This is a genomic window from Geothrix sp. 21YS21S-2 (assembly GCF_030846775.1).
Taxonomy (GTDB): domain Bacteria; phylum Acidobacteriota; class Holophagae; order Holophagales; family Holophagaceae; genus Mesoterricola.
In genome coordinates this window covers 2,761,654-2,788,603 of record NZ_CP132910.1, presented here as the reverse complement: position 1 = coordinate 2,788,603, position 26,950 = coordinate 2,761,654, and the positions used below count along the sequence as shown (strand labels likewise).

Here is a 26,950-nt window from a genome sequence, read left to right as displayed (position 1 = left end):
ATACGATGGTCTCCCTGCTGTCGCCACGCTCGAAATGGATGCCCTACGGCCTCGGCGCCGGCCTGGTCCTCCTCGCCGGACTGGCCCGGGTCTGGCCCCTGCACGCCCTGGGCGGGCACCTCATCTGGCTGACCTTCTACCCTGCGGTCATCCTCGCGGCGCTCTACGGGGGGATGCGCGCGGGCCTGGCCGCCACCGCCCTGTCCTGCGCCGTGGTCCTCTGGGGCCTGCCCTGGTTCGCCGGACTCGAGCCGGTGCGGGACGGCATGGGCCTCCTGGGCATGGGGCTCTTCATCGCCATCACGACCATCCTGGCCTGGCTGTCGGAGACCTCGGGGCGCAGCCGGGTCCGCCAGCGGCGGGCGGAAGCTGAGCGGGAGCGCTTCTTCACCCTGTCCCTGGACATGCTCTGCATCTCCAATGCCGACGGCTACTTCAAGCGGCTGAGCCCGGCGTTCACCGAGACCCTGGGCTGGAGCATGGAGGAACTCCTCACCCGGCCGTTCCTGGACCTCGTGCACCCCGATGACCGGGAGGCGACGCTGCGGGAGGTGGAGCGGCAGGTGCGCCTGGGCGAGAAGGTGCTCCAGTTCGAGAACCGGTACCTTCACAAGGACGGCTCGTGGCGGTGGCTCTCCTGGCGCTCGGTGCCCGTGGCCGACGGCTCCATGTACGCCACGGCCCGGGACGTCACCCTGCTCAAGGACGCCGAAACGGCCCTGCGGCTTTCCCAGGGGGCCCTGGTGGAGAGCGAGCACCTCCTGCGCTCCCTCAATTCCGACCTGGAGCGCCGGGTCGAGGCGCGCACCGCCGAGGTCCGCCAGGCGCTGGCGACCCTCGACGCCACGGAGGACGGCGCCTTCGTCTTCGAGCCCGGCACCCTCCGGTTCACCTACGTCAACGAAGGCGCCGTGCGCCAGACGGGCTACACGAGGGCCGAACTGCTCGCCAGGACCGCGCCCGAGCTCCTGCCCGGGGAGGAGGCCGAGGGTTTCAACGCGTACCTGGCCCAGCTGGCGGCGGGGGAATCGCCCTCCCTGCAGCTGACGACCACGCACCGGCACAAGGACGGACACGAGATCCCGGTGGAGATCAAGATCCAGTACGTGACCCCCGCCCGGGAGTCGCCCCGGTTCATCTACCTCGCCCGGGACATCACGGAGCGCCGGCTCCAGGACCTCGCCGTGCACCGGTCCCAGCGCATCGAGGCGCTGGGGACCCTGGCCGGCGGCGTGGCCCACGACCTGAACAACGCGCTCACGCCCATCCTGATGGGCGTGGAGGCGCTGAGGGAGCAGTTCCCGGATGCCCCTTCGGCCGTCCTGGACCTGCTGGAGGCCAGCGCCAAGCGCGGGGCCGCCCTGGTGAGACAGCTGCTGGCCTTCGCCAGGGGCACCGAGGGTGTCAAGGAACCCATCCAGAGCGGTCTCATCCTCGCCGAACTGGCCGGCCTCCTGAAAAGCACCTTCCCCAAGAACATCCAGGTCGAGCTGATCGGCCGGGACGACCTGCCGCCGCTGTGGGGGGACGCCACCCAGGTCAACCAGGTCCTCCTGAACCTCTGCGTCAACGCGCGGGACGCCATGCCCGACGGCGGGAGGCTGACCCTCGAGGCCCGGGTCCAGGAGGTGGCGGGCCCCGTCCCCGACGCCCTCCCTGCCTCCAGGCCGGGACCCTACCTCGTCCTGGACGTGCGGGATACCGGAACGGGCATTCCTCCGGAGATCCTCTCCAAGATCTTCGACCCCTTCTTCTCCACCAAGCCCATCGACAAGGGCACGGGCCTGGGGCTCGCCACGGTGGTGGCCATTCTGAAGGGCCACGAGGGCTTCCTCCAGGTGCTGACCGAACCCGGCCACGGCACGACCTTCCGGGTGCACTTCCCCCTGGCCCGCCCCGGCTACCACGAATGGCAGGTCCAGGCGCCCGGGGCAGCGCAGTCCGGGGAGGGGAGGACCCTCCTGGTGGTGGACGACGAGGCCGGGGTGCTCACCATGGCGGCCATCGTCCTCAGGCGCCTGGGTTTCGAGGTGGTGACCGCCGTGGACGGCGTGGACGGCCTGATGCGCGCCGAGGACCACCGGAAGGTCCTCCACGGCGTGATCACCGACCTGCACATGCCGGCCCTCGACGGCCTGGATTTCGTCCGCGCCCTGAGGCGGCTCCTGCCGGCCATCCCCATCATCGTCTCCAGCGGCCGCATGGAGGACGAGGCCCTGGAGACCTTCCGCTCCCTGGGGGTCGGGGGCTTCCTGGAAAAGCCGTTCTCGGAGGGGCAGATCCGCGCCGTGCTGCAGGCGCAGGGCCTGCTGGGCAGGGGCCACCTGAAAGTCTAGAGCGCCTCCAGCGCCGCGAGCCAGGGCGCCCGTTCCGCGTCCGTCACGAAGCTGGCCAGAAGGCTGTTGCGCGCCACGGCGGCCAGGTCGGCGCGGGTGAGGCCCAGGCCTTCGGCCGTCTCCAGGTAGTTCTGCGCCACGTAGCCGCCGAAGTAGGCGGGGTCGTCGGAGTTGATGGTGACGCGGAGGCCCGCGTCGAGCATGCGCTTGAGGCTGTGCGACGGCATTCCGGGGAACACCTTCAGCTTCAGGTTGGACAGGGGGCACACCGTCAGGGGGGTGTTGGCGAGGGCCAGGCGCTCCACCAGGGCCGGGTCCTCCAGGCAGCGCACCCCGTGGTCCACGCGCTCGGCGCCCAGCAGGTCCAGGGCCTCGGTGATGTAGGCGGCGGGGCCCTCCTCCCCCGCATGGGCCACGGCGCGAAGTCCCAGCTCCCGGCCGCGCGCGAAGACCCGGGCGAACTTCGACGGGGGGTGGCCCGCTTCCGAGGAGTCCAGACCCACCCCGTGGATGCGGTGGAGGTGCGGACGGGCCTCCTCCAGGGTCGCGAAGGCCTCCTCCTCGGGCAGGTGGCGCAGGAAGCAGAGGATGAGCCGGGAGCTGACGCCCAGCTCACGCCGGGCCAGGGCCGCGGCCCGTTCCAGGCCGTCCAGCACCGTGGCGAAGGGGATGCCCCGGGCGGTGTGGGTCTGGGGGTCGAAGAAGAACTCGGCGTGCACCACCCCGTCCGCCGCGGCCCGGCGGAAGTAGGCCGTGCCCAGGTCGAAGAAGTCCTCCTCGCGCACCAGGGCCGCGGCCCCGGCGTAGTAGACGTCCAGGAAGGACTGCAGGTCGTGGAAGGCGTAGGCCGCCCGGGTTGCCTCGACGCTGGCGTAGGGCAGGGCGACGCCGTTGCGCCGGGCCAGCTCGAACATCATCTCCGGCTCCAGGGTTCCTTCGATGTGCAGGTGGAGCTCCGCCTTGGGCAGGGCGCGGATGTAGGCCATCAGATCCATGGGGGGTTCCTTCGCGGGGGGATGGGACCATGATCCCAGATGCCCCGGCGATTACCTAGCGTGGCACCCGGCACAGGTCTCCAGCCCCCGGGCCGGGCTGCGCCAGTAGACGAAGTCCTCCCCGCCGTAGTCCTTGCGGTCCGCCTCCGGGATCCGGGGCCAGTAGAGGGCGAAGGCCTGGGTTCCGTCGGCCTTGGCCTCCCGCATGAAAAGGGGCCCCGGGCCGCCTTTGGCCTCGGTGCTCATGACCGCATAGGCGCCCACGGGCAGGGCCTTGCCGGCCGCAAGGGCGTCGCTTCCCGAGGCGGTGACCCAGGTGCGGGCCAGGCGGTCCCCGTGGGCCCTGCTGCGGAAGGGGGCGGCCTGCAGCGGCTCCAGGCTGGCATAGTCCAGGGCCCGGACGGGGAGCTCCGCCTCGGCGTCGTTCTTCTTGGCGTTGATGGCGTCGGCCGCGGCCTTGTTGGTCTCGGCGCTGCCGAAGACCATGACCCCGCCCAGCCGGCCCACGTAGCCCCAGGTGCCCGCCCACAGGATGGTCCCGGCCAGGCACGCGGTGGTCCACCGCATGCGGTCGGGCTCGTGGTAGGACTTGCGCAGCAGCAGGAGGTTCAGGAGCCCCACGCCGAAGCCGGCCAGGGCCGTGAGCTCGTGCGTGCGCAGGATGCGCTGGAGCGCCTGGCCCTGGGAGGCCACGACCGGGAGGAAGGCGCCCGTGGGGATGAGGTTGAGGAGCCGGGCCCAGTAGAAGCCGCTCAGCAGGGTGAGCAGGCTCCCCCCCAGGGCCAGCAGGGCGACCCGGAAGGCCATGCGCCGCCAGGTCTGCGGGTAGCGGGAGCGGTGGGCGGCCACCATCATGACCGGCAGCACCACGACCATGCCCAGGGGCACGTGCACCAGGGCGGGGTGTTCGCGGGAGAAGATCTCGAAGAGCGCGCTTCCCATCACTCAGAAGGTCCGGGCGACGTTGAACCCCAGGGCCCACTGGCCCGTGGAGCGCGCGCCCCCGCCGTAGTCCCCGGACAGGACCTGGTTGGCCGTGGTGCCCGAGGTGTTGGTGCCCACCAGGGTGAACCGGTGCTTGAAGGTCTTGTAGGTGAAGCCCGCGGCGTAGCCCGGCTTGAAGGCCTTGTCGATCTTCGGGGGGCGCGGGTAGTACTCGGCCACGAAGCCCAGCTTGTCGGTGAAATCGATGCGCAGTCCCGCTCCCGCCGTGAAGACGGCCTTCTTCTGGGTGGTGGTGCGGCTCAGCCAGGTGGGAACCACCGTCAGGATCCCGAAGTCCCCGAGGAAGAATTCCGTGGGCAGCTGGCAGGCGGCGCCGGTGAGGCCCACGGTGCCGAGGGGGGTCTCGGTGCGCCTGACCACCTCGTCGAACCGCTCGGCCCGGAGGGCCATGCGCACGACGTCGGCGTTGAGGAGCCGCTGCTGGAGGGCGAACGTGAAGGTCTTGTTGTCCGCCGTGCGGTAGAGGATCACGTTGAGGCCCTTGACGGGCTTGAACCCGAAGTCCACGCCGAAGCCCGGATAGGCGTAGCCGTCCAGGCCGTAGGCGTCCTTGCCGTGGCCGGAGGCGGGCGTGGAGAAGCGGTGGGTGAAGGCGATCCCCAGGTCCCAGAACTGCATCATGTCGCCCGTGGGCAGGTTGACCCCCAGGGGGTATTCGGATGACTCGCCGAAGAGGAGGCTCGAGGCCAGGCACAGGGCGGCGGTTCGCAGGCATGGGGTCATGGACAGCCTCCTAGTGCTTGGCGCCGAAGGGACGGATGATGTCGGTGATCATCTTCTGGGCCTGCTCGGGGGTCATCTTGCCCTTGAAGGCCGGCATCTTCTCCTTGCCTTCCAGGGTGATGCGGACCCAGTCGGAATCCTTCTTCCGCCCGGCCTTGCGGCTGTCGGTGAAATCGAAGCCGTTGTCGGGCAGCTGCTGGCCGGCGTTGTCGCGGCCGTTGCCGTTCACGCCGTGGCAGCGGGCGCACACGTCCAGCCAGTACTTGGGGTAGTCGCCGCCGAAGGGCGGGGCCTCCTTCCTGCTCTGGGCGGCCAGGGACGCTCCGCAGAGGAGGACGAGGAGAGCGAGGCGTGGGAAGGGCATGGAATCTCCTTGGAATGCGGCCTACCAGGACCGGTTGGCGTGGTTCTCGCCGTGGCAGGTGAGGGTGCAGGTGCGGTTGGACGCGTTGTAGACCGAGCGGCTGCCCAGGTACTGGATCGTGTCGCCGGCCGGGCCTTCCATGGCGGCGGTGTTCAGGCGGGTGAAGTGGGCCAGGGCCCCGGGCGTGCCGTTGGCCATGGCGTGGCAGTCGGTGCACTTGGCGGCCACCTCCGAACCCAGGTGCGTGCCGTGGTGGCCGGAATAGTAGCTGTTGTTCTCCGGCACGCCCAGGGACGTGCCCCGGGAGTGGCAGGCGCGGCAGCCGGCGTCGCCCGTGGCCCCGGCGGAGTCCAGGGTCCCGGTTCGCCAGTTGGGTGCCGACAGGGCCCCGTGGCAGCTCACGTTGGAACAGGTGAGGGTGGCGGGAGCGAAGGCTGCGGCGCCGGCCTTCGCGTTGTAGGTGGGCGAGAAGCCCGTGGGCGCGGGCGGCACCCGGAGCGTGTCGGCGCCGGGGCGGGCGTTGGCGTAGGTGTAGTGGTTCGGGGTCCCGGCGTCGTAGTTCGTGTGGCAGACCCCGCACTGGGCGGCGACGCCCGCGAGGGCATTGTGCCTGGCGTGGGCCCCGGCGACGTCGGGGAAGGCGGCGGCCGCCGGGGGCCTGCCGTGGCAGGAGGCGCAGTTGGCCACCGTGAGCGGGGAGCCCGCCTGGTGGCAGACGCTGCACAGGGGCGCCGTGGACACCGGGGACGTGCCCGTCACCGCGTGGCAGCTGGAGCAGTTGGCGTTGAAGGCGGTCTGGCTGCCGGCGCCGGTGTGGCCCGTGCCCAGGTAGGGCACCGGGTGGCTGGGGCCGCCCTTCCAGGAGGAGGCGGCGTGCACGTGGCTGTGGCAGGTCACGGTGCAGTTCTGGTTGACCGGGTCGTAGGTGTTGGCCGTGCTCCCCAGCAGGAGGATGGTGTCGCTGGCGGGGCCCTCCATCTGGGGCGTGTCCAGGTGGGCGAAGTGGTTGGCGGCCCCGGGCGTGCCGTTGGCCATGCCGTGGCAGTCGGTGCACAGGGCGCCCACGCCGGAGGCCAGGTGGAAGCTGTGGAGGCCGGACCAGGCGGCGTTGTTCTCGGGCGTGGCCTGGGCCGTGCCCACCTGGTGGCACTGGCGGCAGCCGGGATCGGAGTTGACGTCGATGGTGGCCCTGCCCCAGGCCGGGGTGGGGATGCCGCCGTGGCAGCTCACGCTGGAGCAGGTGAGCGCCGTGGGATTGAGGGCGGCGGTGCCGGCCTTGGCGTTGAAGCTCGCCAGCAGGGACACGGGTGCGGGCTGGGTGGCGGTGCCCAGGCCCGGCCTGGCGTTGGCGCGGTTGTAGTGCTCCAGGGAGCCGGAGTCGTAGGTGTTGTGGCAGGTGGAGCACAGGCCCGTCACCCCCGCCAGGGCCTCGTGAATGGCGTGGGAGCCCGCCACGTCGGGGAAGGAGGTCCCCGTGGGGGGCCTGCCGTGGCAGGAGGTGCAGGAGGTCCGGGCCAGGGGCGAACCGGCCACGTGGCAGGTGGCGCAGCTGGGCGCGCCCGTCAGCGGGGAAGCGCCCGTCACGGCGTGGCAGGTGGCGCAGTCGGCGCTGAAGGAGGTCTGGGTGGCCGCGGTGTGGAGCGAACCCTGGAAGGGCACCGGGTGGTTGGCCTGGCCGGGGCCGTTGGCGTGGCAGGCCACGGCGTTGGAGGAAGCGGCGAAGCAGCTGGGAGCGGCCGGCAGCGGCGCGGTGCGGCCCCGGGTGTAGTCGTGGCAGAGGGGGCAGGCCAGGTCCCGGTTCTGGGCGTTGCGGTGGGAGGGCACGTAGCCCGGGAAGGTGTCCACGGGCGCCGCGCTCCAGACGGTGGAGTGGGCCCCCGCCGCGGTGTGGCAGGCCGAGCAGGCCGTGGAGACGGAGCCGCCGCCGAAGGACGTGGTGCCGGGAATGCCGTGGCAGGACTGGCAGTACACCAGGTTCTGCTTGGCCTGGAAGCCGTGGAAGGCGCTGCTGGCGGCGTCGCGCCACGCGGCTCCCAGCGGGTGGGGCGCGGCGGCCGCGCCGTGGCACAGGGTGTTGTTGAAGCAGGAGGGCACGGCGCCGGCGGCCGCGGACTGGGCGGGATGCCCGGCGGGATTGCTGGCCGAACCCGCCAGGTGGCACTGGGCGCACACCGCGGCGTTGGCGGGATCGGTGGTGCTGTGGGTGAGGCCGGCCGCATCATTCCAGGGCCTGGCGGGGTGCGGCGCGGGGACGCCGTGGCAGCTCTTGCAGGACACCGCGGAACCGCCGCCGGCGAAGTCCGCCCCGTGGCAGGTCTGGCAGGACGCGAGGCCCCCGCCCGTGGCGTCCTGGGCGGACTTGGCCCGCAGGCCGTGGGAGGCGGCCAGGCTGAAGCCGGGAACGGTGCCGTGGTGGCAGTCCGCCGTCATGCAGTTGGGGATGCTGCTGCCCACCTTGAGGACGGTCATCTCGTGGCAGGTCCTGCAGCGGGCGAGGTCGGCCAGGGCCTGCCCCTGATGGACGCCCAGCCAGCCCTTGGGGTGGTAGTTCCCCTTGGCGGCGGCGGAGCCGCTTCCGCAGCCCACGGCCAGGAGGATCGGCAGGAGGGGCAGCAGGACGAGCCCGGCGGGGAGCTTCTGAATTAATGATCTAATCATTAACCTGAAACGCACACGTTTGACCATGGCCCGGGGTACTCCTGGAAGGGTGCTATGAAGTGCTGATCGGGATTCCGGGATCCATCGATTAGCAAAATCTTGAAGATCTTGGTTCTTCAAGCTACCCGCAGGTTATTGCATGTGCAAACATCAATTTTGAAAAAAACTAACATCCCTCATTTCATATTCTATTTTGACGATGAATAGGTCTTATTTCTGGACCACGAAGAACAGCCGCAAAAAGGGCATGAGCAGGTTCCCGTCCCGGCTCAGGGGGAAGGCCTCCCGGACGCCCTCGAGGACCAGCTCCTTGAAGAAGGCCTGGTCCCCGGGCTCCAGGCGCTCCAGGTAGGGGCGCATGCCGGTGGTCTCGAACCACTTCACCACGGCCTCGTGGCCGGGCAGGACGTGGTGGTAGGTGGTCTCCCAGAGGTCCACCTGCGTGGCCAGGGGGGCCAGGAGGTCGTAGTAGAAGCCGGGGTCCTTGAAGGTGAGCGTCGGCTCGGCCCCGGGCAGGCGCCCCGCGAACCGCGGGTGCGCGGCGGCCTTCTCCATGGCCAGGCGCGCGGGGGAATCCTTGCCGGTGGGCATCTGCACCGCCAGGTGGCCGCCCCTGGCCACCAGGTCCATGAGGCGGGGCAGGAGCAGGTGGTGGTCCGGAAGCCACTGCAGGACGGCGTTGGAGAAGACCACGTCGTAGGGTCCTCCCCCGAAGTCCGCCAGGTCCGCGAGGACCCAGTCGCCTTCCGGATCGTTCCTCCGGGCGGCGGCGATCATCTCGGGGGAGTTGTCCATGCCCGTGACCCGGGCGCCGGGCCAGCGCTCCCGCAGGACCTGGGTGCTGTTCCCGGGGCCGCAGCCCGTGTCCAGGACGGAAGCGGGGGCCGCGGCGGGAATGCGCGCGCAGAGGTCCCGGGAGGGGCGGGTGCGTTCCTGCTCGAAGCGGAGGTAGCCGGCGGGGTTCCACATGGGAAGCAGTCTACCGCCGCTGGTCCTCCGGGAGGTCCAGGCCCAGGGTGCCTCCGGGGTTCAGGATGCCCCCGGGGTCGCAGTGGCGCTTGATGGCGCGCAGGAGGTCCATGTGCGCGGGTCCCAGCTGGCCCTCCAGCCAGGGCGCCGTCATGCGCCCGATGCCGTGGTGGTGGCTGAGGGCCGCGCCCTGGGCGCGGATGGCGTCCAGGATCCCGGCCTGGTAGGCCAGGTAGTCGGGGATGGCGTCCATGCGGGTGATGAAGATGAAGTAGAGGTTCGCCCCCTGGGGATAGCAGTGGGACATGTGGGTCATGCAGAGGGTGCCGGGCCGCGCCTTGCAGAAGGCGCGCACCTCCCGGTGCACCCGCTCCAGGCTGTCCCAGGTGACCGAGCACTCCAGGGTGTCGGTCATGATGCCGAAGTCCTGGAGGTCCTCCCGCAGGTAGGGGTCCCGGAACCGCCCGTGCTCCCAGGCCCGGGTCACCAGGCCGGTGGTGGGCAGGGCGCCGAAGCGCCTGGCGATGCGCCCCACGGCCCTGCGGACGTTGCGAGCGTAGCCCCGCTCCCCGTCGGTGGAGCCCAGCAGGAGGCAGCGCTTCCCGGGGCGCAGGCCCCACAGGCCCAGCAGGGCGTTGGCCGCCGGGCTCTCCACCCCGTAGAGCTTGAGGGCGACGTCGGTCTCCTCCGGGTCCGACAGGCGGAAGACGGAGGGGAACCCGGCCTCGCACTGGAGGATCTCCCGCACGGCCCGGCAGGCGCCGGGCCAGTCCGGGAACATGTAGCCGAAGCGGAGGCGGTTCTCCGGCAGGAGCCGGAAGACGCGCAGGGTGACCTCCGTGACGATCCCGAAGGCGCCCTCGCTGCCCAGGAGCAGCTGGTCCAGGTCGGGGCCGGTGGCCGCGGCGGGGTGGCAGGCGGTGCGCAGGACGCCGGCGGGAGTGACGCACTCCTGGGCCAGCACCAGATCCTCGATCTTGCCGTAGTAGGTGGAGTTCTGCCCGGCGCCCCGGGTCACGGCCCAGCCGCCCACGGTGGAGAACTCGAAGGACTGGGGGAAGTGGCCGCAGGTGTAACGCCGGGTGGCGCCGAAGAGCCCGGGCGCGCCGTTGAGGAGCTTCTCCAGCTCGGGGCCGTACATGCCGGCCTCGACGGTGACGGTCTGGTCGGTCTCGCTGAAGGCGACGACCTTGTGCATGTGCCGGGTGAGGTCCAGGGAGACCCCGCCGCGGGGGCACTCCAGCCCCCGGGTCACCGAGGACCCGCCGCCCCGGGCCGTCACGGCGATGCCGCGGCCCGCGCAGAGCTCCACGATGCGGGCCACGTCGTGGCGGTTGCGGGGGAAGAGCACGGCGTCCGGGAGGTTCTCGGCGATGCCCTCCCGAAGGCGCAGGAGGTCGAGCATGGTCTTGCCGTAGGCGGCCCGGAGCCGGGCGAGGCCGTCCGTGGCGACGCCGCCTGCCCCCAGGAGGGCCCGGAAGGCCTCGAGGTCGCCGGCGGCGAGCCCGCAGGGGGGGTCCAGGTCCACCCGGCCCTCCCCGGTGCGGCCCGGGGCCCGGAAGTCCGCGTCGCACATGCCGAAGGTCGTCTTCATGAGGCCGAAGAGCCGGGGGTTGGGGTGCTTGAATTCCCCCGGGGCGCCCCACTTGAGCAGGGAGCGCCAGGAGCCCGGGGGGGGCGCCTCGTGGATCCAGGGGGGCTGGGGATCAGTCTTCATCGGAGGCCCTCGCCGGATAGTTCACGATGGACCGGATCTCCTGGTACAGGGGCTTGAGCCGGGCGTAGAGCTTCCGGTAGACCCTCCGGTACAGCCTGTCGTAGAGCGCGGCCTCGGCGGGCCGGGGGCGGTAGACGTGGCCGTGGCGGACCATGGCGGCCACCGCGTCGGGCAGGGTCGGGTAGAGGCCCACGCCCACGGCGGTGATGGCCGCGGCGCCCAGGCCCGCGGTCTCGAAGGTCTCGCCCGAGGTGAGCTCCCGGCCGAGGATGTCGGCGGTGAGCTGGCAGATCTCCCCGGACTGGGTGGCGCCGCCGGAGATGCCGATGCGGGTGATCCGCCTGCCCCCGGCCCTCTCGATCCGCTCCAGGCCCTCCCGCAGGCCGAAGGCCAGGCCCTCCAGGAAGGACCGGTAGATGTAGCCGCGGGTGTGGACGTCCCCGAAGCCCACCATGGCGCCCTTGGTCCAGGGCAGCTTGAGGCTGGGGCCCCAGTGGGGCAGCGTGATCAGGCCCATGGACCCCGCGGGCACCTCCCGCAGGAACCGGTCGAGGATCACTTCCGGGGGGACCCCGGCCTCGGCGGCCTCGCTCACTTCCACCGGCGCCAGCTCCCGCTTGAACCAGGAGATCATCCAGTAGCCCCGGAAGATCTCCACCTCGGGGTTGTAGTGCCCGGCCATGGCGGCGGGGTAGGGGGGCATGAAGGCCACCGGCTCGAAGTAGCGCGGGCTGCTGGTCTGGACCGTGGCGGTCGTGCCCAGCGAGAGGCTGGCCATGGTTTCCCCGACGCAGCCGATGCCGACGGTCTCGGCGCCCTTGTCGGAGGCGCAGGCGACGACGGGGAGGCCCTCGGGAAGGCCCGTGGCCCGGGCGGCGCCGGCCGTCACCGTGCCCAGCAGGGAACCCGCGGGCAGGAGCTCCGGGAGCAGGGCGCGCTCGATGGGGAAGAGGAGGTAGGGCAGCTCGCCCTTGCGGGCCCAGCGCATCTTCTTGTAGTTGAAAGGGATATGGCCGATCTGGTTGGCCACGGAGTCCCGGTAGGCGCCGGTGAGCCGGTGGTTCAGGAAACCCGAGACCTGGAGGACCTTGGTGGTTCGGGCCCAGATGTCCGGCTGCTCCTGGCGCACCCAGCTTGCCCGGCACTCCTTCTGGGTCTTCTGGACCGCCTCCAGCATGCCCACGGCCCAGAAGGCCAGGCGCTTGAACCAGATGGGCCGGTAGACCGAGCGGGCCTTGCGGGTGTCCAGCCAGGTGATGGCCGGGCGCAGGGGGAGGCCCTGCCGGTCCAGGAAGACCATGGTGTCCCGCTGGGTGGTGACCCCCACGCCGCGCACGGCGTCGAAGGCCTCCCGGGCCTCCAGCTTCAGGGTGCCCACGGCCTCGCAGAGGCTCTTCCAGTAGAGCTCGGCGTCCTGCTCGGCCCAGCCGGGGCGGGGGCTCGTGTAGGGCTCGTACTCGATCTTCACCTTGTGCAGGAGGGTGCCGTCCTTGGCGAAGAGCATGGCCCTGAGGCTCTGCGTTCCGCAATCCAGGGCCAGAAGCGTTTCATCCATGGGCTGCCTGCTGGAAGAAGATGGTTTTCCGGATGTAGTCCAGGTAGGTCGCGATCTCTCGTTGCGTGCGGGGTTCGTCCCAACCGTAGAAGCTTCCCGCCACCGCCGCAACCCTGGAGGCGAGGGCCTCCTGGAGGCGGTGGGAGACGGTGAGCTGCATCTCGGTGCGGCGCAGCATCAGGTCCATGAGGGTGGGGGCGTTCTCGAAGGCCAGGATGTGGCGCAGCTCGGCTTCGCAGAAGGGGTGGCCCTCCAGCAGGGGCAGCCCGGAGGGCGGGTCCGCCTTGACCTCGGCGAGGATAGCCACGGCGCCGTGGCCGTACTGCTGGTGGAGGTGGCGCAGGGTGGCCTCGGGCAGGAGGCCCTCCAGCCCCAGGCCGGCCAGGACCTTCCCGAAGGCCTCCCAGGTGACGCCCGCCTTCAGGGGGCGGCGCGAGAAGTTCCGGTGCCTCTCCCGGCCCTTGAGGGGGCGGAGGTAGCCCTGGCGGGAGCAGTGGCTCAGCACGTCCCAGCCCATGACCCGGAAGGTGGTGAGCTTGCCCCCGGCGATGGCCACCAGGCCCGTGCCGGGATCCCGTATGACGTGCCGGCGGCTCACGGCGGAGGCGGTGGCGCCCCCGTCCTTCACCAGGGGCCGGATGCCGGCGTAGGTGGAGAGGATGTCGTCGTACGTGATGTTCGCCCCGGGGAAGCGGATGTTGACGGTGCGCAGGAGGTAGTCCGCGTCCTCCTTCGTGCAGAAGGGCGCGTCCAGGGGTCCCTGGTAGTCGGTGTCGGTGGTGCCGATGAGGCTGATGTCGCCCCGGCGCAGCACGAAGAAGTTCCGCCCGTCGTCCAGGGAACGGAGGATGAAGGCCTCCCGGTTGCCCAGGCGCGCGTTGGGGATGGCCAGGTGCACGCCCTTGGTGGGCCGGATCTCGGGGCCCGCGAGCTCTCCCGTCCAGACCCCGGTGGCGTTCACCACGCAGCCGGCCTTCACGGTGAAGGCGCGGTCCGAGAGGCGGTCACGGATCTCGACGCCCCGGACCCTCCCGTCCTCCACGAGGATGCCCGCGGCCTCGGCGTAGTTCAGGGCCACCGAGCGCCCCCCGCTGAAGTCCCGGGCTTCCTTGAGCACTTCCACCACGAGCCGGGCGTCGTCCACGTTGGCGTCGTAGTAGAGGCCGGCGAGGACCATGCCCTCGGAACGCACGCCGGGCTCGCGCTCGTTCAGCTGGGCCGGCGTGAGGATCCGGTGGCGGGGGATGCGGTAGCGGGAGAAGGCGTTGGAGAGGAGGTCGTAGAGGCGGAGCGCGGCCTTCACGCGGCCCGGGCTGTCCTTGCTGCCGAGGTAGGCGCAGTAGTGGAAGCCCAGGGGCCGCACCAGGTTGGGCAGGGCCGCCAGGAGCCAGTTCCGCTCCGTCGTGGACTCGCGCACCAGCTTCCACTCCTTCTGGGCCAGGTAGCGCATGCCCCCGTGCACCAGCTTGGAGGAGCGCGAGGAGGTGCCGAAGGCGAAGTCCTCCTTGTCCACCAGGAGGAAGGTGATCCCCCGGAGCGCGGCCTCCCGGGCGATGCCGGCCCCGGTGATGCCGCCGCCGATGATGACCAGGTCGAAGTCCAGGCTGGCGGCCCGGTCCAGGGCGCCGGGGCGCTCGAGGGCGGACCAGGCCAGGCCCGTGCCCGCGGTGTGGAAATCGTCGCCGCGGCTCACAGCACCCCCTCCCCGGTCCTGCCGGGCAGCTGGATGAACTCCAGCGGATGGAGGTCCGTGCGCAGGGTGAAGCTCACCGCGTAGTAGACCTCCCGTTTCAGCACCAGGGCCCGTTCCACCCGGATGGCCTGGCGGCTGCCCAGGGCCCGGGCGGCCTCCCGCTCCTCCTTGATGCGGAAGTCCAGGGCATGGAACCGGTTGCGCACCCTGTCAGGGGCCAGGCCGAAGCGTCCGCTCATGAGCCCGTGGAGGGAACCGGAGAAATCCGCCGTCTCGATGCCGGGGAAGTCCCCCTCCCGGAAGTACGAAGTCTCCACGGCCAGCACGTCGCTGCGCACCAGGCGGAGGCGCTTGACCTGGAAGACCCGCGGGGCCCCCTCGAAGAAGCTCCGGAGAAAGGGGGAGGAGATGCGGTCCGGGGCGATCCAGCCCGACTCCAGGACGGTGTTGCGCACCGGGTGGCGGGTGCGGGCCAGCTCCTCCGTGATGGAGAGGGTGCCCGAGAGCGGGTTGAAGCTCATGGGCGCCTCCACGAAGGTGCCCTTGCCGTGCATGCGGTAGATGAGGCCCTCGGCCTCCAGCATCCCCAGGGCCTTGCGCACGGTCTCCCGGCTGGCCTCGAAGAGCTTGACCAGCTCGGGCTCGGAGGGGAGGCGGTCCTCCCAGACGCCGTCGGCGATCCGGGCCCGGAGGGCGTCCCGGATGCTGGCGGCGAGGGTCTTCCTGATCATGGCGGCGGCTCCCTGCAACTTGTACGGACAACACTTGTATAGACAAGTTAATCCCTTCCCTGAAACAGTCAATGGAATTCCACGGGCGCGGCGTAGACTGGGGGAAAAGGGTCCGTCATGCACACGCTCATCGGGGAGAACGGGAAGGTCGGCTACGGCTGCCTGGACGGGCCGGTCGACTTCAACCACGAGGCCTTCCCCCTGCGGACCTTCTTCGGGCGCAGGGCGGGCCGGCTGCGAAGGCGCATGGCCCTGGGGGCCTTCAGCTACCTGGGCATCCTGGGGGACGGCTGCCTGGCGGGCCTGGCAGCCGTGCGCCTGGGCTACGTGGCCAACGTCTTCGGCTTCTTCTTCGATTTCCGCACCGGGGACTTCTGGGAGCACACCGTGAAGGACCTCCCGGGCCGCCTGGACTTCCCCCTGGACCCCGACGAGGGCGCCATCCGCTACCGGAGCCGCAGCTGCAGCCTCGATCTGGCCAAGTCCCACAGCCGGGAGCGGCTGGAGGTGGAGGCCCGCTTCGGGAAGCGCCTGGCCGTGAGCGGCCGGTTCCCCTACGGCTTCGCGAACAAGCCCCTTCGGGTGGTGAACCCCAGCTGCGGGGACCCCAACCGCTTCACCTTCACCGAGAAGTGCGCCCCCCTCCTGCCGGAGGCCCTGTCGGTGACCTTCGACGGCGTCGAGCGGGCGGGCCCCCTCGCCCAGGCGGCCGCCGTGTACGACTGGTCAGCCGGCTTCTTCAACCGCCACAGCAACTGGCTCTGGTCGGCCCTGGCCGGGATCCTGCCGGACGGCACCCCGGTGGGCGCCAATTTCGCCGCCCTGGTGAACGAGTCCTTCTACCCCGAGAACGCCTTCTGGGTGGGCGCCAAGCGGATCCGCCTGGCCCAGGTGGTCTTCGACTACGACCCCGCGGACCCGCGGGGGGAGGACTGGCGCGTCTTCACCGAGGACGGCCAGGTGGACCTGCGGTTCCGGCCGCTGGGGGAGCGGGGGGAGCGGACCCGGGTGCCCTTCCTGAAGGTGAATTTCCGGCAGTTCTTCGGGGAGTACACCGGGTGGCTGCGGGACCCCGGCGGGCGCTCGGTGCGGCTGGACCGCATGCGGGGGGTGGCGGAGATCCACCTCTCCGTATGGTGAGCCCTATTTCAGCCTGTCCTGGATGAGTCCCACGGCCTTCCGGATCTCCTCGGGCGAAAGCTTCCCTTCCTTGAAGAAGAGCACCGTCCCGTCCCGGTCCAGCACGATGACCGCCGACTGCCCCGGCAGCAGGCCCCAGGCGGCCCTGGCGGCGCCCTTCTCGTCGGCCACGAAGATGGCGTAGGGCGTGTCCCTCTGGTTCTTCTCGAGGCGGCCGACCCCGACGCCGTGGGTGACCCAGTTGGCCTCGGAGAGGTTCAGGACCGTGATGGTCTTGTAGGGGCTGTCCGGAAGCGTCTCGGGGAGCCTGGCGGCGATGAGGGCGTCGATGTACGGCTTGTTGATGTCGTCGATGCCCATGCGGGCGGCGAGGTGGTAGAGGGTGCGGATCCGGCCGTTGGTTTCCGAGGCCTTCCAGGGGCGATAGGCGATGGACCTGCCGTCCAGGACCATGACGCCCTTGTCGGCCACTTCGGCTTCGGGGAGCTTCTGGCCGACGGTGATCCCAGCCAGGGCGGGACCGAGTGCGAGGAGGGCGATGGCGGCCTTGCGGATCATGGTTCCTCCCGGGAAAGGCGGGTGAAGAAGGCGATGCACTTGTCTGCGATGAGTTCCTTGTCGTGGTCCATGGTGGCCACGTGGTAGGAATGCTCCAGCCACACCAGTTCCTTGTCGGCGGAACCGGCCTCCAGGAGGGTGATGGGGGCGTTCCGGGCCGGCAGGACGTGGTCCTCCCGGGACTTGAAGACCAGCAGGGGCTGGCGGAGCGCGGGCAGGTCCGCCCGCACCTCCCGGGCCAGGCGGTACACCTGCTCCACGCCTGCGGTGGGGGTGCGGTCGCAGCCGGGCTCGCTGATGCCCGAATCCAGGATGTCCGAGGCGATGGCGGGGGTGGAGCGCACGAGGTGCTTGAGGAGGAAGGCCACGGGGACCAGGGGATTGCCGAAGACCAGCGCGTGGTTGACCACCGCCACGCCCCGGATGGCGGGGTCCGTCTGGGCCAGGCGCAGGGCCAGGGTCCCCCCCATGGAAAGGCCCGTCACGAAGACCATGCGGCTCCGGGCCTTGAGGCGCTCCATCGCGTCGCGCAGGTCCCGCAGCCAGTCCTCCCGGGTGGCGGTGGCCAGGTCCTGCCAGTGGAGGCCGTGTCCCGTGAGGCGGGGGCACTCCACGTTGAAGCCGGCCTCGGCCAGGCGCCGGGCCAGGTGGATCACGCTGGCGGGGCTGCCGGTGAACCCGTGGGACACCAGGACGCCGGCGTCCGTTCCGGGGTAGGCGGAATAGGGTTGCCAGGCCGATTCGGGATCGCGCATCGCCATGGTGCCTCGCAAGCTTTGGACTCACCGGATTCTGGAAGCTGCGGACGGACGCCGTCAAGCTGAAATGCCTAAGCTTAGGAATGGCATCCCAAACAAAGGTTTGACGGGCGGTACGGGCAGGTCTAGCATCCACCCAACCACTCGTTTTTCCATGTCCCTCCAACGGCAGGCCCTGGGCTGCCCTTGACCTGAAACAGCATCAATCCCCCTTAGTCCGGATCCCACACAGGAGGTACGTTAATGAAGAGAGGTCTGCTCTATTCCTCGCTGATCCTCGGCCTGATGCCCCCGGCGGCGGCCGGCGGGATCTTCTACAACAGCAACCAGAGCGCGGAATACATCCGAATGTTCGACCGGAACAGCGCGATCGACAACGCGGACATCGTCTACTACAACATGGCCGGCACCACCCGGCTCAAGGACGGCTGGACCTTCAACTTCAGCGACCAGATGATCTTCCAGAAGGCCACGGTGCGCACCATCGGGAACCCGGCGGTGGGGGACAGGACCTACACCTCCGACAACCCGGTCCTGATCGTCCCCAACTTCTACCTGGCGTACAAGAAGGACACCTGGGCGGCCTTCCTGGGCGTGGAGACCCTCGGGGCCACGGCCATCCGGGAATGGAAGGGCGGGCTGCCCACCCTCGACCTCATGGGCAAGCAGCTGGCGGGCTATGGCCAGACAGAGTACTCCCAGGTCATCGGCGCCGACGCCATCGCCGCGGCTCTGGCCGGCGGCGCCACCCCCACCCAGGCCCAGGCCGCGGGTCTTGCGGCGGGCCTGGGCACCGCCTACTTCCCCTCCAACTCCTACCTGAAGGGCTCCTCCGCCTACATCGCCGTGCGGATCGGCGGCGCCATCCAGGTCAACCCGAAGTTCTCGGTGGCCGCGGCGGGGCGGTTCGTGACGTCCCAGCAGGCCACGGTGGGCAGTGTGGACGGCTATTGCACCTACAACCAGTTCAACCATGACCTGAGGACCCACAACCGCCTGGTCATCGACAAGGTCGACAAGGCCACGGGGTTCTCGGCCGAATTCGGCTTCAACTACTACCCGAACGACAAGGCCGTGCTGAATCTGACCTATGAGATGGGCACCTCGCTCAACTTCAAGACCACCGTGCACGACGGCAAGGACGGCGGCGGCCTCTTCAAGGACGGCGCCAAGGCCCACCTCGACCTGCCCCAGGTGGTGCGCCTGGGCTTCGGCTACCAGCTGACGCCCGCCCTGCGGCTATCCATGGGGGCCAACGCCTACCTGGAAAAGGACGTCGACTTCAGCGCGCTCGACAACGTGCAGTTCGGAATCAAGGCCTCCCGGGCCTACCGGAACACCTACGAGGAGTCGGCGGCCTTCGAGTACCAGATCAATCCCAAATGGCTTGTGAGCTTCGGGGTCAACCTGAACCAGATCGGGCAGCGCCAGGAATCCACCATGGACATCAGCGTTCCGGGCGCCCACGCCAACTACATGTCCGAGGGCGTCGGCTTCCAGTACTCGGCCTCGAAGCGCATGAAGATCAACGTGGGCCTCGCCCACACGGCCTTCCAGAACAAGTACAAGAACGCGGACGCCGGGGACCGGCAGCTGGCGGCATCCTACGCCACGCAGGGCGTCACCATCGCGCCGACCAAGGAATACAACAAGGAATACTACATCCTCGCCATCGGCGTCGATTTCCATTTCTAACGGACAGGAGCCATCCATGCCAAGGAATGTCGTTTCGCTGGCCGCCGGGAGCATCCTCACCGTACTGCTCGTAGGCTGCTCGCTTTCCTCCCCCGAAAAACTCGCCGGCCAGGGCGCCCTCGCCGGCGACGCCAAGGTCATCCTCCTCCAGACCACGGACGTCCATGACCACGCCAACGGCTTCGGGCCCATGTCGGCCACCAGCCCGGGCCCCGTGGGCTCCTACGCGCGGGTCGCGAGCTACGTGAACTCCGTGCGGGCCGGGGCGCCCGCCGGGACCTCCGTGGTGCTGGTGGATTCGGGCGACTGGACCATGGGCACGCTGTACGACCTCACCATCGGGTCCCAGCCCCTGGCCACCTTCTTCATCGACACGCTGCGCTACGACTGCGTGACCCTGGGCAACCACGAGTTCGACTACACCCCCCTGGGCCTCGCGTCGGCCCTCGCCCAGTCCCAGGCCAAGTTCGGCTACCACACCCCCATCGTCGCCTCCAACACGGTGCTCAACGGGAACGCGGACCTGGCCCCCTTCATGGGCACGGCCATCACCCCCACCTACACCAAGACCTACGCCTCGGGCCTGAAGATCGGCTTCATCGGCCTCATGGGCACGGAGGCCGCCGCGGCGGCCCCGGCCTCGGCCCCGGTGACCTTCACCGACTACAGCAAGAACTACGCCCTGGTGCAGAACCTGGTGGACAACCTCCGCAACGCCCAGGGCTGCCACGTGGTCATCGCCCTCTCCCACGCGGGGACGGACTCCTCCAACATCAACGCCGTCACCGGCGAGGACGTGAACCTGGCCAAGAACACCACCGGCATCGACGTCATCGCCTCCGGCCACACCCACAACGCCTTCCCGGACACCAAGGCGAACTTCGCCCAGGCCACCGCCGTCGCGGGCAAGACCTGGACCACCCAGATCATCTGCGCCGGCGCCTACACCACCAACGTCGCCCGCATCGACCTCACCTACAACTTCGCCTCCAGGGCGACCACCCTGGTCGCCTCCTCCAACAAGGCCATGACCGACGCGAGCCTCACGGCCCTGGCGGTCAACCCCGTGCGCGACCCCGCCCAGTCCGTGTTCGTGGCCCAGGCGGACTCCCAGCTCAACTACGGGCTGGGCTCCCTGTTCACGACCCTCTTCGGCTCGCAGGCGGGATACACCTACAACGCCACCGACCTGACCACGGGGATCTACAAGGTGGTGGGCACCACCCCCCAGGACATGCGCTCCAACGACCAGAACCCCGTGCGCTGCCCCAACGGGCTGGGCGACTTCGCAGCGGACTCCGTGCGCAACGTTCCCAACGGCATCATCTCCGCCGCCGTCGCGGGGACCATGACGAAGTACTCCCTGACCCAGGCCCAGGCCGTCGCGGCCCTCCAGGCCGGAGGCTACGACACCACCCCCTACACGGCGGGCGTCGTGGCCACAGGCGTCATCCGCGACTACCTGGGCGCCGGCCCCATCTCCTTCGCCAACGCCTACAACGTGCTGCCCCTGGGCATCTCCCCGGACACCACCCAGGCCATCCCGGTGGGCTACCCCCTGATGTCCATCTACCTCACCACCGAGGACCTCCAGAAGGTCTGCGCCCTCCAGCTCCTGAGCCAGTGCAACCTCACCCCCTCGGACTACTACCTGAACCTCTCCGGCCTCACCTACGCGCTGGACGGCCCCGGGTCCTACCTGTACTTCAAGTACGCCACCGCCGCCGCCGTGCTCTCCGTGGTCCAGTCCAAGGCCGCCACCGTCGCCGCCGCCGGCGCGGCCTACCAGGCCCTGGCCGCCCTGGGCGCCACCGGCGATCCCACGGCGCTCCTCACCGCCATGGCCGGCGGCAACGCCTACGCCACGGCCATGGTCGCCCTGAACGACCCGGCCGCCACCCTCACCCAGACCCAGATCGGCACGAACCTGCAGGTTCTGGGGGACGTCGCCACCAAGGGCGCCACCGACGCCGCCACGGGCAGCATCACCCTCAACACCAAGATCTTCAACATGGCCATCGGCGCCATCGGCCAGATCTCGGCCTTCGCCGCGGCCGACGCCACCTGCATGGGCGCCCCCGCCCTCAACCTCGCCCCCGCCACCCGCTACCGCGTGGCCGGCGACCTCTATGCCGTGCTGATGATGGGCGCGGCGAAGTCCAAGTTCGGGGTGGACATCACGGCCTACGCCAAGGGGACCGCGGGGGACGCCACCACGGTGTCCGCCGCCAACCTGGCCGCGGCCATGGCCTACCGCATCAACGCCAGCGGGCCCGTCGCCCCGGTGGTCGAGCTCAAGGAGTGGATGGCCCTGGTCGAGTACATCGGGGCGCTGGGCGGCACCATCCCGCCCTACTACCTGTCCACCGCCGTCTTCTCCGATTTCGCCGTCGCGGGGCGCTGGGGCCCGGCCGTCACGGTGCGGAACCAGTCCTATCCGATCGGATCCATCGGCGCGATGATGACGACCCTCGGAGGCCTTTGATCAACCGCAACGCCGGGGGGTGCCGCCAGGCGCCCCCCGGCCCTTTTCCCGTGGAGGTTCCATGACCCGCCTGCGCGGTTCCCATGTGCTCATCACCGGCGCCGCCAGCGGCATCGGGCGCCTCATGGCCCAGGACGCCCGGGTGCGGGGGGCGCGCCTGACGCTCCTTGACCGGGACGAGGCCGGGCTCCGTTCCGTCATGGCGGAACTGGGGGGCGACACCGCGGTGTTCACGGTGGACCTCTCCGACCGCGCCCAGATCCAGGCCACGGCCGCCAAGGTCCTCAAGACCCGGGGCGCGGTGGACGTGCTGGTCAACAACGCCGGCATCGTCACGGGCAAGCCCATCCTGGAATGTTCGGACGAGGCCATCGAGCGCACCTTCCAGGTGAACACCCTGGCCCTCTTCTGGATGACCCGGGCCTTCCTGCCGGCCATGATCGCCCAGGGCCGGGGCCACCTCGTCACCGTCGCCAGCGCCGCGGGCCTCTCGGGCACCTCCCGGCTCACCGACTACTGCGCCTCGAAATTCGCCGCCGTGGGCTTCGACGAGTCCCTGCGCCTGGAGCTCAAGCGCCTGGGCCACCCCGTACGCACCACCGTGGTCTGCCCCTACTACATCGACACCGGCATGTTCCGCGGCGTCAAGACCCGCTTCTCCTGGCTCCTGCCCATCCTGGACCCCGTCTACGTCACCGTCCGCATCCTGGACGCCATCGAGAAGGACCGCGCCCGGCTCATCATGCCGAGGTTCGTGGTGTCGGTGCTGATGATCAAGTTCCTGCCCGCGTCGCTCTTTGACGCCATCACGGGGTTCTTCGGGGTGAACCGGTCCATGGACGAGTTCAAGGGACGGTGATGGGCGGGGGGAGCCGTCCCGGTCCGCCCCCAGGCCGTTCGAGAAGGTTCCGCAATCCCCCTAGCGCGGCCAGAGCCACCCGAAGGCGCCGGCCGTCAGGAGGGCGTAGATGAGCCCGTCGGCCAGGTCCTTGAGGGTCACCTTCCAGGGCTTCCCGAACCAGATGGAGCCCTGCACGGTGGCGGCGGCGTAGGCCAGGAACGCCACGGTGCCGGCCACCCGGAAGACCTGGAGGTACGGGGTTCCCGGGGCCAGGGTGCGGGAGGCCAGGTAGGCCACGCAGAAGGAGATGGCCAGGGTGTAGACGAACCATTGGCCAAGGTACCTGCCCATGTTCGGGACCCCGGGGGCGGTCAGGATGAGGAAGCCGATGGGGCCCTCCTCGAATTTCTTCTTCATCGCCTCGGAACCCATTTCCTTGTGGTCGCCGCAGTGGGGGAGGGTGTACTGCCCGGGGCCGGGCGAGCCCTTGCGGATGGCCGCGCGGAGGCCCTCCTCGTCCGGGTGGGGCAGGTAGTCGGAGTTGTGCCACCTGAGGGCCATGTGAACCAGGCTGCTGCCCAGAAAGACGAACACCGCCGCCAGCAGGATGGGCAGCCACAGCTGAGTGAGGGATACCATGGGCGTACTCCCGGGAAGTTGGAAACCATCTTAGCCGTGGAGCTTACGTTCTTTGCTAGGATAACAAACGGGATCAGCGGGTCTTCTGTTCGTTCGGTCCCACCTTATGAGAGAGCGTCCATGGTTCCTTGCTCGCCCGTGATCGGTCTGCGCCTCGCGCGGTGGGCGGCGCTCGGGCTGGTGGCCTGGGGCATTCCCCTGGGGGCGGCCGGGCTGGAAGCGGTGCGCGCCCGGGGACCCATCCGGCTGGACGGCGGCATGCACGAGCCCGACTGGGACCGGGCCCCCGCGGCCACGGGGTTCCGCACCTCCTGGCCCGACTTCGGCCGGGAGGCGGCCACCCCCACCGAGGTGAAGGTCCTCTACGACGACCAGTATCTCTACGTGGGCGCGCACATGGGGCTGCCCCGGGGGGTGCGCCCCGTGCGCCGCCTGCACCGCCGGGACCAGGAGAGCACCAGCGACTGGTTCGGCGTCTACATCGACAGCAACCGGGACCGGCGCACCGCCTTCGGCTTCCTGGTCAACGCCGCCGGGGTCCAGCGGGACGCCCTCTACGCCGGGGACGCCATCTCGGGCGACTCGAGCTGGGACGCCGTCTGGGAAAGCCAGGTCAAGGCCGGTCCGGGAGGCTGGACGGCCATCCTGAAGATCCCCCTCTCCGCCCTGCGCCTGCGCAGCGGAGGGAACGAGGTCTGGGGCATCAACTTCAGCCGCACGGATTCGGGCGCCATCCGCGAGTCCAGCTACTGGGACCTTCCGCCCCGGGGCGAGAACGCCTTCGCCAGCCGGTTCCCGGACCTGACCGGCATCAAGGGGGTGGCCCCCCAGCTCCGGCGGGAGTGGATCCCCTTCTTCACCTTCACGGACAAGTTCCGTACGGCCAAGACCTACGATGACCGGCACCGGAAAGGGAACGCCGGGCTGGATGCCCACCTGGGCCTGACCTCCGCCTCCCAGCTGGACCTGACCCTGCGGCCGGACTTCGCCCAGGTGGAGGTGGACCAGGCGGTGCTGAACCTCTCCACGGTCGAGACGGTCTTTCCCGAGAAGCGGCCCTTCTTCCTGGAGGGCATGGAGATCTTCCAGTTCCCCGGGGTCCGCCTCTTCTACAGCCGCAGGATCGGCCGGAGCCTCGCCAGCCCCACCCTGGACGACGGCCAGACCCTCCTGGACGGGCCCCCGACCGCGGAGATCGCGGCGGCCGCGAAGTACACGGCCAAGCTGGACAGGGGTCTGGCCCTGGGCGCCCTGGCCGCGGGGGTGGAGAACGCCCGGGGCATCGTGGACACTGCGGACGGCGGGCGCCTGGGCCGCCCCATCTCCCCCTACGCCACCTACGGGGTCGTCCGGGCCCTGCAGACCGTGGACGGCCGGGGGAGCACCGTGGGCGGCTTCGCGTCCGTGGTGCGGGAGGCGGACCGCACTGGGCGGATAGCCAAGGTGGGGGCCGTGGACAGCGTCCTGAAGAGCGCCGACCGGGCTTCCGTCCTGGAGCTGAGCGCCGCATGGAGCGAGGCGGGGGCCAGGGGGGCCGAGGCCACCGGGGCGTGGCAGTACGCCCGGTACTTCCGGCGCTGGAGCTCGGGCTGGCGCATGGAGGTCAACGGCGACAACGCCAGCCGGAACTTCAACCCCAACGACCAGGGCTACCAGGCGCGGGCCGACGAGCAGCGCGTCTACGCCGGGGTGGTCCGCCACTGGGACGAGCGGATCCTCTCCATGCGGAACTGGGAGTGGGGTGTGGATTTCTCGTTCGCCCGGGACCAGGCCGGCAAGGTCTTCCAGCGGACCGCAAGCACTTGGGCCAGCACGGACTTCACCAATTTCTGGGCCGTGTGGGGCAGCGCCCGGGTCTCCCTGCCCGTGGACGACGACCGGGAGCTTCGCGCCTACACGGATCCCGTCAAGAAGTACCTCCACCGGGGCTCCATCCCGGGCCTGGGCCTGGGGTTCGACACGCCGGGGAACCGGCCCTGGTACGTGCGCATAACGGCCAACCGGTCGTTCTGGCCGGACGGCCCCACCTCCGACGCGGGGTGGTACCAGTCCATCAAGCTCGGTCCGGCCATCGAGATCCAGTCCGACACCTCCGTCACCCGCAACGAGGGGGAGCTCAGGTACCTGGAGACCCAGGGCACGACCCCCGTGGTCGGCCTCCGGCGCATGACCCAGTTCAACGAGACCCTGCGCCTGGCCTACGCCGTGACCCCGAAGCTCAGCCTGCAGGTCCTCGGACAGTGGCTCATGGCCAACTGGGAGTTCCGGAACCTCCAGAGCTACGTGGACGACGGGACCCTGGCCCCCAACGCCGCCAGCGCCGCCACCTGCTTCTCGGACCGGGTATGGAATGAGAACCTTATCGTCCGATGGGAATTCAACCCGGGGTCCACGCTGTTTTTCGTCTACACCCACGGGGTGGCCACGGATGCGCTGGTCAACGACCGGGGCAGCCTCAGCCCGCGTGCGGACGTGGCCGTGCTTTCCCGCCTGCCTTCGGACGATGCGGTCCAGGTGAAGGTGAGCTGGATGTTCCGCTAGAGGTACCGGAGGGTCAGGGCCACCAGCTTCCGGACGAACCGGGTGTAGGGCGGGTGCATGAGCCGGGCCGGGGAGAACCGCGTCCGCTGGCGGAGCACGGCCCGCTCGTTGGAGAAGGCCAGGAAGCCGTGGTGGCCGTGGGCCCTCCCGAAGCCCGAGGCGCCGGTGCCGCCCGCGGGGAGGTGGGGATGGGCGAAGTGGAGGACCGTGTCGCCGATGCAGGCCCCGCCCGAGGCGGTGCGGGCGAGGATGCGCTCCGCCCGGGCCCGCTCCGCGAAGACGTAGAGCGCCAGGGGCGTGGGGCGGGCGTTGACGAAGGCCACGGCCTCGTCCATGGAGGCCACCTTCAGCACCGGGAGGATGGGGCCGAAGATCTCCTCCTGCATGAGGGCCGAGTGGGGCGGTACGTCCGCCAGGAGGGTGGGGGCCAGGTAGTTTTCCGTCGTATCGGCCTCGCCGCCCAGCACCACGCGGCCTCCCGAAACCGCCAGGAGGCCCGTGAGCCGGGCCAGGTGGGCGGCGTTGATGACGCGGGCGAGGTCGGGGCTGGCCCTGCGGGCCTCCGGCGTCTCGCCGTAGTGGCGCTTCACCGCGCGGACCAGGGCTTCCAGGAGACGGTCGTGGGCGCCTTCGGCGACCAGCACGTAGTCCGGGGCCACGCAGGTCTGGCCCGCGTTGATGAACTTTCCCCAGACGATCCTCCCCGCGGCCTCCTCCAGGTCCGCCCCGGCGTCCACCAGGACGGGGGACTTGCCCCCGAGTTCCAGGGTCAGGGAGCCCAGGCGCCGCGCGGCGGCGGCCATGACCCGCTTCCCCACGGCGGGGCTGCCGGTGAAGAACACGTGGTCGAAGGGCAGGTCCAGCAGGGCCCGGGCCTCCGGGGCCGCGCCCTCCACCACGGCCACCTCCTCCGGCGCAAACAGGCCCTCCAGGAGGGACCTCAGGAAGGCGGTGGCATGGGGCGAGAATTCAGAAGGTTTGACGATGCAGCAGTTGCCGGCCGCGATGGCGGAGACGAGGGGCCCCAGGGTCAGGAAGAGGGGGTAGTTCCAGGGGCTGATGATCAGCACCACGCCCTTGGGCTCGGCCCGGACGCTGGCGGCGCTGCCGAGGAAGGCCAGGGGGGTCCGCACCCTCCGGGGCCGCATCCAGGAACCCAGGTGGCGCAGGGCGGTGCGGATCTCGGAAAGGACGGGGTAGATCTCCGTGAGGTCCACCTCCTCGGGGCACTTGCGGAAGTCCGCGGCCAGCGCGGCCCGGGCCTCCGGGAGCCGGGCCAGGAGGGCCCCCATGAGGGCCCGGAGCTTGCGCCTGCGTGCGGAGGCGCAAGCCGAACCCACCCGCCACCGCGCCTCCCGCTGGGCTGCGAAGCGTTCCTCGGGGGTGGGGACCTGGGTCACGGGTGCTCCTGGAGCCGGGCCGGACCAGGTGCAGACTGGAGCCTTCATCGGCTCCCCACCCTACCAAGAATCCCGGTCAGGGACGCCAGGGCCCGGGCCGTCCACTCCCTGACGTCCGCCGCCCTGCCGACCGCCTTCGAGGCGCGC

At 70.2% G+C, this 26,950-nt stretch carries 20 protein-coding genes; 6 read left to right on the top strand and 14 right to left on the bottom strand.

Annotated features, from left to right (window positions below; translation table 11 throughout):
* Positions 1-5: 5 nt before the first annotated feature.
* The gene (locus RAH40_RS12130) at positions 6-2,336 is read left to right on the top strand and encodes a PAS domain S-box protein (RefSeq protein ID WP_306597801.1); all 2,331 of its coding nucleotides are present in this window, start codon (positions 6-8) and stop codon (positions 2,334-2,336) included.
* Here RAH40_RS12130 and RAH40_RS12125 read toward each other — a convergent pair.
* The 10 genes from RAH40_RS12125 to RAH40_RS12080 all read right to left on the bottom strand — a co-directional run bounded on the left by RAH40_RS12125 (position 2,333) and on the right by RAH40_RS12080 (position 14,746).
* Positions 2,333-3,331 (bottom strand): adenosine deaminase, encoded by a 999-nt coding sequence (locus tag RAH40_RS12125; RefSeq protein ID WP_306597800.1) that lies wholly within the window; start codon positions 3,329-3,331, stop codon positions 2,333-2,335. The two genes, RAH40_RS12130 and RAH40_RS12125, sit on opposite strands and share 4 nt — an antisense overlap.
* Before the next feature lie 51 nt (positions 3,332-3,382).
* A complete protein-coding gene (locus tag RAH40_RS12120) occupies positions 3,383-4,273 on the bottom strand; it encodes a hypothetical protein (RefSeq protein WP_306597799.1) in 891 nt (296 codons plus the stop codon).
* 3 nt (positions 4,274-4,276) lie between these two features.
* Entirely contained in the window at positions 4,277-5,059 is a 783-nt protein-coding gene (locus tag RAH40_RS12115) for a DUF5777 family beta-barrel protein (protein WP_306597798.1), read from the bottom strand.
* A 10-nt stretch (positions 5,060-5,069) separates the two neighbouring features.
* Complete coding sequence (locus RAH40_RS12110) at positions 5,070-5,423, bottom strand: cytochrome c (RefSeq protein WP_306597797.1); 354 nt, start codon at positions 5,421-5,423, stop codon at positions 5,070-5,072.
* 21 nt (positions 5,424-5,444) lie between these two features.
* Positions 5,445-8,081, bottom strand: coding sequence for a hypothetical protein (locus RAH40_RS12105; protein ID WP_306597796.1), 2,637 nt, complete (start codon positions 8,079-8,081; stop codon positions 5,445-5,447).
* A gap of 210 nt (positions 8,082-8,291) precedes the next feature.
* Positions 8,292-9,050, bottom strand: coding sequence for a methyltransferase domain-containing protein (locus RAH40_RS12100; protein ID WP_306597795.1), 759 nt, complete (start codon positions 9,048-9,050; stop codon positions 8,292-8,294).
* A 10-nt stretch (positions 9,051-9,060) separates the two neighbouring features.
* Positions 9,061-10,767 (bottom strand): FAD-binding oxidoreductase, encoded by a 1,707-nt coding sequence (locus tag RAH40_RS12095; RefSeq protein WP_306597794.1) that lies wholly within the window; start codon positions 10,765-10,767, stop codon positions 9,061-9,063.
* Positions 10,757-12,322 (bottom strand): FGGY-family carbohydrate kinase, encoded by a 1,566-nt coding sequence (locus RAH40_RS12090; RefSeq protein WP_306597793.1) that lies wholly within the window; start codon positions 12,320-12,322, stop codon positions 10,757-10,759. Before RAH40_RS12090 ends, RAH40_RS12095 begins: the two co-directional genes overlap by 11 nt.
* On the bottom strand, positions 12,315-14,015 hold the full coding sequence (locus tag RAH40_RS12085; protein ID WP_306597792.1) for a glycerol-3-phosphate dehydrogenase/oxidase: 1,701 nt from the start codon (positions 14,013-14,015) through the stop codon (positions 12,315-12,317). Before RAH40_RS12085 ends, RAH40_RS12090 begins: the two co-directional genes overlap by 8 nt.
* Positions 14,012-14,746, bottom strand: a complete 735-nt coding sequence (locus RAH40_RS12080) for a GntR family transcriptional regulator (protein WP_306597791.1) — start codon at positions 14,744-14,746, stop codon at positions 14,012-14,014. The genes RAH40_RS12085 and RAH40_RS12080 overlap by 4 nt, the downstream gene beginning before the upstream one ends.
* A gap of 117 nt (positions 14,747-14,863) precedes the next feature.
* Here RAH40_RS12080 and RAH40_RS12075 point away from each other — a divergent pair, with 117 nt between their 5' ends.
* On the top strand, positions 14,864-15,886 hold the full coding sequence (locus tag RAH40_RS12075) for a DUF2804 domain-containing protein (RefSeq protein WP_306597790.1): 1,023 nt from the start codon (positions 14,864-14,866) through the stop codon (positions 15,884-15,886).
* Between the two features lie 3 nt (positions 15,887-15,889).
* Here the strand turns inward: RAH40_RS12075 and RAH40_RS12070 are convergent, their stop codons facing one another.
* Positions 15,890-16,444: a YtfJ family protein gene (locus tag RAH40_RS12070; protein ID WP_306597789.1), complete on the bottom strand. Its 555-nt coding sequence runs from the start codon at positions 16,442-16,444 to the stop codon at positions 15,890-15,892.
* Positions 16,441-17,205 carry a carboxylesterase gene (locus tag RAH40_RS12065; RefSeq protein ID WP_306597788.1) on the bottom strand — a complete coding sequence of 255 codons (765 nt, stop codon included), beginning with the start codon at positions 17,203-17,205 and terminating at the stop codon, positions 16,441-16,443. The genes RAH40_RS12070 and RAH40_RS12065 overlap by 4 nt, the downstream gene beginning before the upstream one ends.
* Positions 17,206-17,445: 240 nt before the next feature.
* Between RAH40_RS12065 and RAH40_RS12060 the strand changes: the two genes are divergently transcribed.
* From RAH40_RS12060 to RAH40_RS12050, 3 genes are all read left to right on the top strand, one after another.
* Entirely contained in the window at positions 17,446-18,897 is a 1,452-nt protein-coding gene (locus tag RAH40_RS12060) for an OmpP1/FadL family transporter (RefSeq protein ID WP_306597787.1), read from the top strand.
* A gap of 16 nt (positions 18,898-18,913) precedes the next feature.
* Positions 18,914-21,382, top strand: coding sequence for a bifunctional UDP-sugar hydrolase/5'-nucleotidase (locus RAH40_RS12055; protein ID WP_306597786.1), 2,469 nt, complete (start codon positions 18,914-18,916; stop codon positions 21,380-21,382).
* Positions 21,383-21,443: 61 nt separating this feature from the next.
* On the top strand, positions 21,444-22,241 hold the full coding sequence (locus tag RAH40_RS12050; RefSeq protein ID WP_306597785.1) for an SDR family oxidoreductase: 798 nt from the start codon (positions 21,444-21,446) through the stop codon (positions 22,239-22,241).
* A 60-nt stretch (positions 22,242-22,301) separates the two neighbouring features.
* Here the strand turns inward: RAH40_RS12050 and RAH40_RS12045 are convergent, their stop codons facing one another.
* A complete protein-coding gene (locus tag RAH40_RS12045; RefSeq protein WP_306597784.1) occupies positions 22,302-22,862 on the bottom strand; it encodes a hypothetical protein in 561 nt (186 codons plus the stop codon).
* Between the two features lie 138 nt (positions 22,863-23,000).
* Here RAH40_RS12045 and RAH40_RS12040 point away from each other — a divergent pair, with 138 nt between their 5' ends.
* A complete protein-coding gene (locus tag RAH40_RS12040; protein ID WP_306597783.1) occupies positions 23,001-25,403 on the top strand; it encodes a DUF5916 domain-containing protein in 2,403 nt (800 codons plus the stop codon).
* Here RAH40_RS12040 and RAH40_RS12035 read toward each other — a convergent pair.
* Complete coding sequence (locus tag RAH40_RS12035; RefSeq protein ID WP_306597782.1) at positions 25,400-26,803, bottom strand: aldehyde dehydrogenase family protein; 1,404 nt, start codon at positions 26,801-26,803, stop codon at positions 25,400-25,402. The genes RAH40_RS12040 and RAH40_RS12035 overlap by 4 nt on opposite strands.
* Positions 26,804-26,950 lie beyond the last annotated feature (147 nt).